The following is a 13,065-nucleotide window of genomic DNA, read 5'->3' on the forward strand; positions in this document are numbered from 1 at the left end:
CTGTGGCCAGAAATAAAAACGTGCAGCAAAAATATTCAGGAGTAACCAGAGGATCATATATTCTCGGGGTGCTGTTTTTTATTGCTGTGCTTGTTTTTGATTTTTGTTTTATAAAAAAGGTGTATACCGTCATGACTGATGTTGACGGTATCCCTGTCAGGCAGATTCAGATCAAGGGAGATCTGAATTACATGACCAAGCAGGATGTTGAAGAATTTTTTATGGCAAATCCGGAAAGCCACAATCTGTATACCATGGACTTGTTTCAGATGCGTTCATATATGGAGACAATGCCTTGGATAAACCGGGTTACCATGCAGAAGAAGTTACCTGATATTCTTACTCTCAATATTACTGAACACAAGCCACTGGCTCTATACAATGATGGTATTTTAGTGGCTGACTGGAGTGTGATTCATCCTAAGAATACGAATCTCTTAAAAGAAAGCCCAGCATTGTTCGGTCCGGAAAAATTGGCTCGTTCAGTTTATGAGATGTATTGTGATGTTAATATATTCTTGGAAAGAGCAGGTTATCATGTTTATGAACTTGGTATAAATGATAACAATATTTGGAGTCTGAGGCTTTCTGACGGTGTAAGGCTGATACTCGGGAATAACGATGATATCGGATTTACAACTGATCAGAACAATGTGTTTATGTGGAGATTGAATAATTTTATAGAAGCGTATCCACATATTGAAAATAAAAATACTATAGAATATGTTGACTTGCGATATGATACCGGTATTGCAGTTAAGTGGAAAGACATAAGCGGACAGTAATGATGGCAGCCAACGAATTAAATAAAATCACTACACAGGATTACATAGTATCCATTGATTTGGGAACCAGTGAAATTAAAGTTTGCAGCGCAATCCTGTATGATGATGACAGTATTAAAATTATTGGCTACGGTAAATGCAAAACAACGGGCATGAATGCTGATGGCATTGTCAGCATGGATAAATTGAAAGAGAATATCTCAATTGCCTACAATATGTCGCATAATACTGTAACTAGATCCTATGACGAAAACACTCTGCCAAAGATTAATAATCCAAGAGTTTTTGTGTCTGTACCAGGACGTTTTATCACTTACAAGAACAACACCGGATCGTGTGAACTTCGTCGTGGTCCAATTACGGAAGATGATATCGCAAGGGCCAATGATGTAGCCAATTCTCTGAAAATTAAGGACTATGAACTGATAACGGCAATTCCTAATTATTATCAGGTAGATTCTAACGAAAGAGTTGAAGACCCTCTTGACATGACGGGAGGTCAGTTGAGATCGTTTATTCATCAGGTGTATGCACAGACTTCTTTTTTAGACAACATAAGAAGATCTTTATGCTGTATAGAGACGGAGTATGCTCCTGAATTTGTATTTAGCGGACAGGCAACTGCATATGTGGCAACGACCGATACAGAAAAGAAGTTTGGTGTATGTGTGCTTGATATAGGTAAGAGCAGTACCGGGATTACTATTTTTGATCAGGGACACTGCATATACGTAGGATCCTGTCCGTATGGAGCCGATAAGATTACTCAGAATATTGCCGTTACTTACGGATTAAGTGAAAGAACGGCAGAAAAATTAAAATGCGATTATGGTTTTGCAATTTCCAATAACTGTATTACAAACAAATGTATTCGCATGGACAAGAATGGTCAGGCTCAGGTAAGATCAATAAATCAGGGAGATCTGGCGGAATCTATTGAGGCCGGATACAGCCAGCTTATTATGAAGGTGCTGACTACTTTAAACGAAGTTAATGTGTCAAATGGTGAATTATCATTAGGTGCTGGTTTCGTTATAACAGGTGGCGGTGCAGAGATAAAGTGTCTTGATGAATGTGTTTCAAAGATATTTACCAAAAATGGACTTGGTGCGTATGCCAAGAAAATTAGAATTCATCAGGTAGATAAAGAAAAGATTGAAGGACTCAGTGATGCCATAAACCCATATTCCGGTTGTGCTTCTCTTGGTCTTATTCGTTTTAGTGAGATTCTTGAAAGTCACAAAAAAGCGAGAGAGCAGAGTGGAATGATTGGAAATCTGAAACAGAAAATAACAGAGTGGTGGAATGGAAACATGTAGGATTCCATGTTGGTTCACTCTTTCTTTTGTGTGATCCGACTAATAATTCTATGCGCATGGGCTTCAGTGGGATCATGCACTTATTTTAAATAAAATATAGTAGATAATAACTTTACTTTCTGATATATAGTTATCATGCAATTGTGTACACATTGCAAAAGGATTGTCTATTGTTGTTATTTGCATTATGTATTAACGCAAAATTTAATAGTCTGGTGAGTTTTGATTCAGTATCTGTTCTTCTCATCAGGTTCTGTAAAGCTTTACGGTTAAGTTTATGATTTGTGAGCACCAAATCATGTTTGGAGTTGTGTTTTAAAATGACTGATATTTTACACGCGGCAGATGCATCTGCTGATATCGAGAATGAATACGTACCTGCCGACAATGGCAAGGCTGTAATCAAGGTAATTGGTGTTGGTGGCGGTGGCGGTAACACCGTACAGCATATGATTAATGAAGAAGTTGCCAATGTCGATTTTCTGGTTGTGAATACTGATTTGCAGGCTCTGAATTCAAACACTGCCAAGAACAGAATTCAGATTGGCGTGAATACAACTCGCGGTTTAGGTTCCGGATCAAACCCTGAAATTGGTAGAAATGCTGCGGAGGAAAGCAGAGAAGTTCTTCGTGAAAATATCGGTAAGTGTGATATCGTGTTTATTACTGCTGGTATGGGTGGCGGTACTGGTACAGGTGCGTCACCTGTTATTGCAAATGTTGCCCGCAAGGAACTCGGTGCACTGACTGTAGCTATTGTTACAAAGCCGTTCTCATTTGAAGGTAAAAAACAGTTAATCAAGGCAGAACAGGGTATTGAAAAGTTAAGAGAAGAAGTTGATGCTCTGATTGTTATTCCTAACGATAAGCTGTTAAAGTACCTCCCTAAGAATATTTCTTTGGTTCGTGCTTTCCAGGAGTGTAACAACGTATTAAAGAGAGCTGTTCAGGGTATTGCTGATGTGATTGAAAAGTGTGGCCTTCAGAATCTCGATTTCAATGATATCAGAACCATGCTGTTACGTTCAGGTACTGCTCTTATCGGCATGGGTGAAGGTGAGGGTGAAGATGCTGTTGAACAGGCAATTATGAATGCTGTCAACTGTCCGTTGCTTGAAGACTTCTCAAACTGCAGAGCCCGCGGTATTATCGTCAATATTACAATGAACGAAGAGCTGGGTCTGGATAAGTACAATAAACTTGGTTCTCTTCTTCAGACAAGTTACGGTACAGAGGATTCAGATACCAAGTTCGGTTGCGTAATTAATCCTAACATGAAACCTGATGCAGTACATGTGACCATTGTACTGGCCGGTTTGACAGAAGTGGATAAACCTGCTTCAGAAAATATTAATAACATTCTTGCCAAATCTTTGGGAACAGGCGGAGATAATGGTGAAAATACCGGTTTATCAAGCATGTTCTTAAATTCATCTCTCAATCAGAATTCAGATTTTTCTGGTCAGGATGATGTATTGAATGATGTATCTAAGGTTTCTAAGAATGATACTTCTGACAGTTCATGTGAATTACCAGCATGGCTGACAAAAAAATCAAACTAATTTGAAATATTATTTCTGATGTAGATTGATATACAAAGGGAGATGCGGTTCTCCCTTTTTTTATGATTGGTTAATAATTAAGCAAATCAAGTAGAAAAAAAGTTGGTTAATTATGAAATATTAGCTGAATTTTTGATGAAAATATGAATGCCTGAGATTTTTTTGATATAATGATGTCAGTTGATGTTCATCACATCTTTGTTTAGACGGTGGTTATCTATTGAAATTTTTTTAGATAATTATTGTCATAGTTGATAGGGTGCGTTTATAACTAATATCCCTGATGTTCAATTAAATTAAGAGCCGTAGATTATGATGATTAGACAGCGTACAATCAAAAAGGAAGTTTCTGCTTCCGGTATTGGTTTGCATTCAGGCAAGAAAGTTTCGATGACTTTTAAACCTGCACCTGCGAATACTGGTATTGTATATGTTCGTTCTGACCTTAGTCCAAAGGTTTACATGAAAACCTCTGCCGAAATGGTAAGAGATACTGAGTTATGCACAGCGATAATCAGTGATGACGGTGCACGTGTTGCAACTATCGAACATCTGAGTGCTGCTTTAAGTGCAACAGGTATTGATAATCTTTACATTGAAGTCAATGCACCTGAATTACCTGTGATGGATGGTTCAGCTCAGCCATTCATATACCTGCTAGAAAGTGCAGGTATTGAAATCCTTTCTGCTCCAAAGAAATTCATTAAGGTTCTGAAAAAGGTCAGAGTTGAACTTGATGATAAGTGGGCAGAGTTATGTCCTACCAAGGCGGGTTTTAAACTGGATCTTCAGATTGATTTTAATCATCCTGCAATGGATAAGTCCATGCAGCACTATAAGCTTGATTTTAATGGAGATCGTTTCTTAAGTGATGTTAGTCGTGCAAGAACTTTCTGTTTTATGAAGGATGTTGAATTCATGCATGCGCATAACCTTGCTTTAGGCGGAAGTCTTGATAATGCTGTGGTAATGGACGATTTCCATGTGATGAATCCTGAAGGCCTGCGCTATCCAAATGAGTTTGTTAAGCATAAAATGCTTGATGCTATAGGAGACCTTTATATGTCTGCTCAGAGCATTGTTGGTGAGTTCAAGGCATATAAAACAGGTCATCACCTTAATAATATGTTGTTAAGAGCGCTTTTAGCTGATGCGACAGCTTATAACCTGATAACAATTGAAGATGGCAAGCAGGGGCTTGAACAGAACAGATTCATTGAAGAGGTTCATGTTCATGACACGGACGCTGTAATAGCTTAAAACCTTAAAAAATCTGCCGGCAGGCAGATTTTTTTTATGGTAAATGAATTTTAATTTTCATATAAAATAAGGAAACTGGTAATGGTGTCCAGTCTCGTAAACGGAATTCCAATTATTACTGATGGATGGTTGAGTTCCGCAAAAAAAATCCCTTCCAGAAATTTTAATGCCAGACCTGACAATGAGATCAGTCTTCTGGTTATTCACAATATTTCATTGCCGCCAAAAAAATTCGGTGGAGAGTATGTTGAGAAATTTTTTACGGGACAGCTGCCTGTAGAAGATGATCCTTACTTTGAAACGATTAAAGATCTGGAAGTTAGTTCTCACCTGTATATAAAAAGAACGGGGGAAGTGGTTCAGTTTGTATCATTTCTTGAAAGAGCCTGGCATGCCGGCAAGTCATGTTTTAATGGAAGAAACGCCTGCAATGATTTTGCTGTAGGTATAGAACTTGAAGGAGCTGACGATATACCATACACAGATGAACAGTATTTAAGTCTTGAACAGGTTACCAAAGTTCTTATGAATTCATATCCGAAAATCACAGTTGACAGAATCGTAGGACATGAACACGTCGCTCCGGACAGAAAAACAGATCCGGGACAGGCTTTTGACTGGAAGAGATTTATTGATTCACTGACAAGGTAATAAAGCCTGTAACATCTTGTAATATTTAAAAACAGATTTGTAATATGATTTCTCTGTTTTTTGATTACAATTATAAGTAATAAAACATTGTTATTATTTTCTCAATCCGGATTAACCGGAAAGGGGGTATTATGTTAAAGTTTGCTCGTATGTTGCTGCTTTCATGCTTTGTCTTGATAGGCATGACCGGTGTGGCTAATGCTCAGGTGTCCGTATCTGTTGGTGGAGGCGGAGCAGGTATTTATGTTGGACCTGATTATCCACCACCACCTCCTCCTGTTTATGGGCCTAGACCAATAGTTATAGCTCCGGTTCCGGTGGGGCCAGGATTTCATCATCACCATCATCACATGCCTCCTCCACCACCTCATCATCACCATCATCATGGTTATTATGAGCCGTATTATGGTCCAAATCCTCATCATTCCTACTTTGGACCTAATCCTCACGGACACCATCGCTAACAAATGCGTTCTTGAGAAAATCGGAAGTAAAACTTCCGATTTTTTTTATTTATTTCATAAATGATTAGATAAATATCCACATATGAGTGAAATCAAATATAATGAGAAAAATTTTCGTTATGTAATTTTTCGGTGTTTTATTTTATAATCAAGCATTGGAAAACTTGATTTTTTGCCATGTTGATATTTACGCATCATGATTTAAATTACTGATTGTTATTTTGATGAGCTTAAATATCTGATGAAATGTTTAAAAAGATTCCGCGCGGAAGGCAAGGAATGCATGGTTTAAGTAAATTCTCTTTAGTTCAGGCTTATATTTAAGGAGCACATAGTGTTAGATTCATATCATGCTAAGGTTGAAGAACGTGCCAAAATTGGTGTGGTTCCAAAGCCATTAACCGTCGATGAAGTAGCTGAAGTTGTAACTCTTCTTCAGAATCCTCCAGCAGGCTCAGAAGAAGAACTTGTTTCTCTTCTTGAGAACAGAATTCCTCCTGGGGTAGACGAAGCTGCCAAGGTTAAAGCTGATTTTTTAACTAATGTGGCTGTAGGTGCTCTTAAGAGTCCTCTGATTTCAGCTGTAAGAGCTGTTGAGCTTCTTGGAACCATGCAGGGTGGATATAATGTCGCTTCATTGATTAACTTTTTAGAATTTGAAGAACTTGCTCCTACTGCTGCTAAGGCGTTATCACATACCTTACTGATTTTTGATGCTTTTGATCAGGTTGCTTCTTTAGCTGATAAAGGCAATGAATATGCAAAGGCTGTTATTAAGTCATGGGCTGATGCAGAATGGTTTACTTCTCGTCCACAGCTTGCAGAGAAAGTTACACTGACAGTGTTCAAGGTTCCTGGTGAAACCAATACCGACGATCTGTCTCCTGCACCAGATGCATGGAGCAGACCTGATATTCCTCTTCATGCTATGGCTATGTTGAAGAATGCCCGTCCTGGTATTACTCCGGATGAAGATGGGGTTACAGGCCCTGTATCATCAATCAACAGCTTAAGAGAAAAGGGATATCCTTTAGTATATGTTGGGGATGTTGTTGGTACAGGTTCTTCAAGAAAGAGTGCAACCAACAGTGTACTGTGGTTCATGGGTAATGATATTCCTTTTGTGCCTAACAAGCGTGCCGGTGGTTTTGTTTTTGGTGGCAAGATTGCTCCTATCTTCTTTAATACAATGGAAGACGCAGGTGCATTACCTGTTGAAATGGACGTAACATCAATGAATACAGGTGATGTTATCGATGTTTACCCTTATGAAGGTAAGGTTACCGCTCATAATGATTCTAAAGTGTTATCAACCTTCTCTTTAAAGACTCAGGTGCTGCTTGACGAAGTGAGAGCCGGTGGACGTATTCCTCTCATCATTGGTCGTGGCTTGACTGCTAAGGCAAGAAAATATCTGAACCTTGGTCCTAGTGATGTGTTTGTAATGCCTAAGGAAGTAGAAGATAATGGCAAGGGATATACTCTTGCACAGAAGATTGTTGGTAGAGCATGCGGTGTTGCCGGTGTAAGACCAGGCAGTTACTGCGAACCAAAGATGACTACTGTAGGTTCTCAGGACACTACCGGTCCTATGACAAGAGATGAACTCAAGGATTTGGCATGTCTTAATTTCAGTGCAGATCTTGTAATGCAGTCATTCTGTCATACTGCAGCATATCCAAAGCCTGTTGATGTTGTTACCCATGATACTTTACCTAAGTTTATAGAGGAAAGAGGCGGTGTTGCATTAAGACCGGGTGATGGCGTAATTCACAGCTGGTTAAACAGAATGGTTCTTCCTGATACTGTTGGTACAGGTGGCGATTCTCATACCAGATTCCCAATGGGTGTTTCATTCCCTGCTGGTTCAGGTCTTGTTGCTTTTGCCGCTGCAACCGGCGTTATGCCTCTTGATATGCCTGAATCAGTTCTGGTTAAATTCAAGGGAACAATGCAGCCTGGTATTACTTTAAGAGATCTTGTTCATGCCATTCCTCTTAAAGCCATTGAAATGGGACTTCTTACCGTAGAGAAGAAGGGAAAGAAGAATATTTTCTCAGGCAGAATTCTTGAAATTCAGGGCTTGCCAGATCTTAAGGTTGAACAGGCATTTGAACTTGCTGATGCGTCTGCTGAAAGATCTGCTGCAGGCTGTACTGTAGCTCTGAACAAAGAACCTCTAATTGAATACATTAAGTCTAATATCACTCTGCTTAATTGGATGATCAAGGAAGGCTATCAGAGCAAGGACACTCTTGCAAAGCGTGTTAAGGCAATGGAAGCCTGGCTGGCAAATCCTGAGCTGTTAAAGGCTGACGATGATGCTGAATACGCAGCTGTAATTGAAATCAATATGGATGAGATCAAGGAACCAATTCTCTGCGCTCCTAATGATCCTGATGATGCGAGAACTTTAAGCGATGTTGCTGGAAAGCAGATTGATGAAGTATTTATCGGTTCATGTATGACTAACATTGGTCACTACAGAGCTGCGGCTACCATTCTGGAAAAGTGCAAGAATCAGTTACCTGTAAAGCTTTGGATAGCTCCTCCTACCAAGATGGATCGTGCTGAAATCATTCATGAAGGTCTTTACAGTGTATTTGGAAAGGTTGGTACTCGTTGTGAAATACCTGGTTGTTCATTATGTATGGGAAATCAGGCTCGTGTGGCTGATAATGCTACTGTTATTTCAACTTCAACCCGCAACTTCCCTAATCGTCTGGGACAGGGAGCTAATGTTTATCTTGCTTCAGCAGAATTGGCAACAGTTGCTTCTGTTTTAGGAAGAATCCCGACCAAGGAAGAATACCTTGAAGGTGTTAAGGCTCTTGACGGTAAGAAGGACAAGGTATACTCATACCTGAAATTTAATGAAATGCCTGAGTATACTGCCTAATCTGAAATAGGGGTATTCTGGACAAGGGCTGTTTCCATGGAGGAAACAGCCCTTTTTTGTTAATCTGCCGATCGTTATGCACATGTTTGGGGCGTTTCTTTATTTATTGTGCACATATTTAAAAGTTAGTGACTGTATTTACAAGTTTAATCGCTTTTTGTGAGCTTGAATTATGGCACGTTCTTTGAATGAATATTAGGGTGTATTTTTGGTGAGGAGTGAACCATGAAACTTATAAGCGCTATTATTAAGCCATTTAAATTGGACGATGTCAGAGAAGCTGTTTCTGAACTTGGAATTGAAGGTATGACAGTTACTGAAGTGAAGGGCTTTGGTCGTCAGAAGGGACATACAGAACTATACAGAGGGGCTGAATATCAGGTTGATTTTCTTCCTAAGGCCTTGCTGGAGGTTGTTGTCAAGGATGAGATCTGTGAAGAGGTGGTGGAGAGTATTGTAAAAGCCGCCAAGACAGGCAAGATCGGTGACGGAAAGATTTTTGTGTATAACTGTGAACATGTAGTCAGAATCAGAACCGGTGAAACGGATGATGACGCTCTCTAGCAGTTATTAGCTAATTCGGTTTTTATTCACATTCATTTGTCCTGTATTGAATACAGGACTTTTTTAAACTTTTATGCATTTTAGATTTATAGGATGCATTTTTGTTTAACAGATGAAAATGGAAACTAATATGTCAGTTTTCAAATAAATCCCTGATGCTTTCATAGAGATCCACAATATCAACATCAATTTTTGGTGTTACAAATATTGTGTCATCTCCTGCAATGGTACCGAGAATACCTTCTGCCTTTCTTACAGAATCTAGCATTCTGGCAATCATCTGAGCGCTTCCGGGACTTGTATGAATGACAATGATGTTGTTGTTATGCGCAATGTCTAAAACAAGTGATTTGATGGTCTTGTCTATGGTTGGAATGCCTGTTTCCAAAGGAAGACAGTAAACCATAACCATTTTGGCATTACGTCTGCGTACTGCTCCGAATTTGGTAAGCATTCTGGATACTTTTGACTGATTCATGTTAGAGAACCCTTTGGCAAGCAAAGCATCCGCAATCTCGGTTTGAGAGCTGTAGCATTCAGCCCCGAGTAATTCAAGAAAAACTCTTTCTAAAGAGTCTTGATTGTTTAGATCTTCCATTTTCATTACCTCAGATATCTGTCGAATTATAACAGGAATAGAACGAAAATGCATAATTATGCACTTTATTTGCATAATTTTTTATAGATGTAAAGGAAAAATGATTTATTGAAGTGACGCAAATTTATTAAAGTTGATTTGTATCACGTTTAACAAAAAAGAAAATTCAAAAATAAAGGTGATATGAGCTCAAAAATTTGAATTTAGACGTCATTTTAAGGTGCTAAATATAGCAGTTATTATTGTTTTAGAGTAATATACTCGAATTGAATATTAGTGTATAAGAATAAGTAAAAATTACAGAGGATCCGTAATAATGAAAATTGCAGTTTTAGGTGCAGCAGGTGGTATTGGCCAGCCGTTATCTCTTCTTTTGAAAAACCAGTTACCAAAAGGTTCTGAATTATCTCTTTATGACGTTGCTCCATCAACCCCTGGCGTAGCAGTTGATTTAAGCCACATCCCTACCAATGTATCAGTTGAAGGTTTTACCGGTGACGAAGGTCTGGTAAAGGCTGTTTCTGGTGCCTCTGTTGTTGTTATTCCAGCCGGTATGGCCAGAAAGCCAGGTATGGATCGCAGTGACTTGTTCAAGTTTAATGCCAACATTGTTAAGGGATTGGTAGAAGCAGTTGCCAAGCATGCACCAAAGGCTTGTATCGCTATTATCACCAACCCTGTAAACACAATGGTTCCATTAGCAGCCGAAGTATTAAAGAAGGCTGGTTGCTATGATAAGAAGCGCTTATTCGGTGTTACTATGCTTGATACCCTGCGTGCTGAAACATTCTGGGCTGATGCAACCAACAGCTGTCGTTGTTCAGCCAAGGTTCCGGTAATCGGCGGTCACAGTGGCACTACAATTCTTCCTTTATTCTCTCAGTCTGAAGGTTATGAAAAACTTTCTGCTGATCAGATTGAAAAGCTGACTCTTCATGTACAGAACGCTGGTACTGAAGTGGTTGAAGCCAAGGGGTCTGGTTCTGCTACTCTGTCAATGGCAGCTGCCGGTGCTCGTTTTGCATTAGCTATTGTTCGCGGTTTAAGCGGTGAAGAAAATGTTGTTGAACCAGCTTATGTTGAAAGCGAAACTGGTTATGCTTCATTCTTCGCTCAGCCTTTACTGCTCGGTACTGAAGGTGTTAAGGAATATCTGCCAATTGGCAAGTTAAGCTCTTTTGAAGAAAATGCTCTTAACGGTATGTTAGATATCCTTAAGAAAGACATTCAGCAGGGCGTTGATTTTGTAAACAACAACTAATTCTGAAGTATGTTTGAGTGAAAGGCCGTACTAAACTACGGCCTTTTTTGTTGTTTACATGAGTTCTGTAAAACATTACATAGTGAGATCTTTCATATATCTTGGTTAGCTTTCACTATTAAAATGTTGTCGCCTCAATTATAATGTGCTAGGTGTAAGATTAATTATTTTGTGTCTGGAAATACAGAGCCCAGATCTTTTTTATGGATTAAAAAATGTTTGAAAATTTAACTCAGAGATTGACTAAGACCCTGCGTAATATCACAGGACAGGGGAAATTAACAGAAGATAATATCAAGGATACTCTTCGTGAAGTTAGAATGGCTCTTCTTGAAGCAGACGTTGCCTTGCCGGTGGTTAAGGATTTTATTGCTGAAGTAAAGACCAAGGCTCTTGGTCAGGAAGTGAATCAGGCTCTTAATCCGGGACAGGAATTCGTAAAGATTGTTTTCGAAGAACTAAAGCTTGTTATGGGTGATGAGTGTGCGGAACTTAATCTTGCGACTCAGCCTCCTGCTGTCGTTCTTATGGCTGGTTTACAGGGTGCTGGTAAGACAACAACTGTTGCAAAACTAGCAAAGTACCTTAAAGACAGAGAAAAGAAGAAGGTAATGGTTGTGAGTGCTGACGTGTACAGACCTGCAGCTATTGAGCAGTTAAAGACTCTTGCTGAAACAGTAGGAGTGGAGTTCTTCCCGTCAACTGTTGAAGATAAACCTCTTGATATTGTCCGCAATGCCTTGGCATCAGCCAAGATTAAGTTCATGGATGTTTTACTTGTGGATACTGCCGGTCGTCTGCATGTGGACGAAGACATGATGAATGAAATCAAGGAAATTCATGCTGATATCAATCCGGTCGAGACACTATTTGTGGTGGATGCCATGACTGGTCAGGATGCTGCCAATACTGCCAAGGCTTTCAATGATGCATTACCTTTAACCGGTATTATTCTTACTAAGATGGATGGTGATGCCCGTGGCGGTGCGGCACTTTCTGTCCGTAAGATAACCGGAAAGCCTATCAAATTCCTCGGAGCTGGTGAAAAAATTGAAGCACTTGATCCATTCCATCCTGAACGTATGGCAAGTCGAATTCTTGACATGGGTGATATCTTATCTCTTGTTGAAGAGATGGAACGTAAGGTTGATAAGAAGCAGGCTGAAAAACTGGCAGACAAATTCAAGACCGGTAAGGATTTTGACTTCGATGATTTCAGAGCTCAGATTGTTCAGATGCGCAATATGGGTGGTATTGCCAGCATGCTGGATAAATTACCTGGCATGAGTGCTCTTCCGGACGAAATTAAGGATAAGGTAGACGATAAGATTATTTATCGAAAAGAAGCCATCATCAATTCAATGACCATTAAGGAAAGAAGACATCCGGAAATTATTAAGGCATCTCGTAAGAAGAGAATAGCAGATGGTGCTGGTGTCGAAGTTACCGAAGTAACAAAACTGATAAGAGAGTTTACTCAGATGCAGCACATGATGAAACGTCTGCAGAGTAAGGGTGGGCTTCGTAAGATGCTTAATCTGGTGAAGGATCTTATGCCTGCCGCAGGTTTCAAGATGCCTCCTCAACAGTAAAAAATTATATTTGCTCTAAAAGCCATTGCTGATTGCAATGGCTTTTTTTAATTTTTTTCCATAAAAAATTTAGATATTGTGCAAATTTTACTTGATTAATTCTCAAAAAA

11 protein-coding genes are annotated in these 13,065 nt (G+C 39.3%); 10 read left to right on the forward strand and 1 reads right to left on the reverse strand.

Annotated features, from left to right (window positions below; genetic code table 11):
* Nucleotides 1-2 precede the first annotated feature (2 nt).
* From T489_RS0100840 to T489_RS0100880, 8 genes are all read left to right on the forward strand, one after another.
* Nucleotides 3-785, forward strand: coding sequence for a cell division protein FtsQ/DivIB (locus T489_RS0100840; protein WP_031578152.1), 783 nt, complete (start codon nt 3-5; stop codon nt 783-785).
* Nucleotides 785-2,104, forward strand: coding sequence for a cell division protein FtsA (ftsA, locus tag T489_RS0100845; protein ID WP_031578154.1), 1,320 nt, complete (start codon nt 785-787; stop codon nt 2,102-2,104). Before T489_RS0100840 ends, ftsA begins: the two co-directional genes overlap by 1 nt.
* Before the next feature lie 320 nt (nt 2,105-2,424).
* Nucleotides 2,425-3,666 carry a cell division protein FtsZ gene (gene ftsZ, locus T489_RS13360; protein ID WP_051621679.1) on the forward strand — a complete coding sequence of 414 codons (1,242 nt, stop codon included), beginning with the start codon at nt 2,425-2,427 and terminating at the stop codon, nt 3,664-3,666.
* Between the two features lie 315 nt (nt 3,667-3,981).
* Nucleotides 3,982-4,926 (forward strand): UDP-3-O-acyl-N-acetylglucosamine deacetylase, encoded by a 945-nt coding sequence (lpxC, locus tag T489_RS0100855; RefSeq protein ID WP_031578158.1) that lies wholly within the window; start codon nt 3,982-3,984, stop codon nt 4,924-4,926.
* A gap of 81 nt (nt 4,927-5,007) precedes the next feature.
* Nucleotides 5,008-5,577, forward strand: a complete 570-nt coding sequence (gene ampD, locus T489_RS0100860) for a 1,6-anhydro-N-acetylmuramyl-L-alanine amidase AmpD (protein WP_031578159.1) — start codon at nt 5,008-5,010, stop codon at nt 5,575-5,577.
* Between the two features lie 131 nt (nt 5,578-5,708).
* On the forward strand, nt 5,709-6,041 hold the full coding sequence (locus tag T489_RS14550) for a hypothetical protein (RefSeq protein WP_198020385.1): 333 nt from the start codon (nt 5,709-5,711) through the stop codon (nt 6,039-6,041).
* Nucleotides 6,042-6,375: 334 nt separating this feature from the next.
* Complete coding sequence (acnB, locus tag T489_RS0100875; protein ID WP_031578160.1) at nt 6,376-8,940, forward strand: bifunctional aconitate hydratase 2/2-methylisocitrate dehydratase; 2,565 nt, start codon at nt 6,376-6,378, stop codon at nt 8,938-8,940.
* Nucleotides 8,941-9,165: 225 nt separating this feature from the next.
* Entirely contained in the window at nt 9,166-9,504 is a 339-nt protein-coding gene (locus T489_RS0100880; protein ID WP_031578161.1) for a P-II family nitrogen regulator, read from the forward strand.
* Nucleotides 9,505-9,637: 133 nt separating this feature from the next.
* On the opposite strand, the gene argR is transcribed toward T489_RS0100880, so the two are convergent.
* A complete protein-coding gene (gene argR, locus T489_RS0100885; RefSeq protein ID WP_031578162.1) occupies nt 9,638-10,102 on the reverse strand; it encodes a transcriptional regulator ArgR in 465 nt (154 codons plus the stop codon).
* Nucleotides 10,103-10,418: 316 nt separating this feature from the next.
* On the opposite strand from argR, the gene mdh reads away from it, so the two are divergent.
* Together mdh and ffh are read left to right on the forward strand one after the other, a co-directional pair.
* Nucleotides 10,419-11,363: a malate dehydrogenase gene (gene mdh, locus T489_RS0100890; protein WP_031578163.1), complete on the forward strand. Its 945-nt coding sequence runs from the start codon at nt 10,419-10,421 to the stop codon at nt 11,361-11,363.
* A 215-nt stretch (nt 11,364-11,578) separates the two neighbouring features.
* Nucleotides 11,579-12,955 carry a signal recognition particle protein gene (gene ffh / locus T489_RS0100895; protein ID WP_031578164.1) on the forward strand — a complete coding sequence of 459 codons (1,377 nt, stop codon included), beginning with the start codon at nt 11,579-11,581 and terminating at the stop codon, nt 12,953-12,955.
* The last annotated feature ends 110 nt before the right edge of the window (nt 12,956-13,065 follow it).

It is taken from the genome of Ruminobacter sp. RM87, from assembly GCF_000701925.1.
In the GTDB taxonomy this organism is placed as follows: Bacteria; Pseudomonadota; Gammaproteobacteria; order Enterobacterales; family Succinivibrionaceae; genus Ruminobacter; species Ruminobacter amylophilus.

Excerpts from the sequence above, each read along its gene's own strand:
- ampD (WP_031578159.1), top strand. The coding sequence starts at position 5,008 with ATGGTGTCCAGTCTCGTAAACGGAATTCCAATTATTACTGATGGATGG.
- ftsZ (WP_051621679.1), top strand. The coding sequence starts at position 2,425 with ATGACTGATATTTTACACGCGGCAGATGCATCTGCTGATATCGAGAAT.
- T489_RS14550 (WP_198020385.1), top strand. The coding sequence starts at position 5,709 with ATGTTAAAGTTTGCTCGTATGTTGCTGCTTTCATGCTTTGTCTTGATA.
- mdh (WP_031578163.1), top strand. The coding sequence starts at position 10,419 with ATGAAAATTGCAGTTTTAGGTGCAGCAGGTGGTATTGGCCAGCCGTTA.
- ftsA (WP_031578154.1), top strand. The coding sequence starts at position 785 with ATGATGGCAGCCAACGAATTAAATAAAATCACTACACAGGATTACATA.
- T489_RS0100880 (WP_031578161.1), top strand. The coding sequence starts at position 9,166 with ATGAAACTTATAAGCGCTATTATTAAGCCATTTAAATTGGACGATGTC.
- lpxC (WP_031578158.1), top strand. The coding sequence starts at position 3,982 with ATGATTAGACAGCGTACAATCAAAAAGGAAGTTTCTGCTTCCGGTATT.
- ffh (WP_031578164.1), top strand. The coding sequence starts at position 11,579 with ATGTTTGAAAATTTAACTCAGAGATTGACTAAGACCCTGCGTAATATC.
- argR (WP_031578162.1), bottom strand. The coding sequence starts at position 10,102 with ATGGAAGATCTAAACAATCAAGACTCTTTAGAAAGAGTTTTTCTTGAA.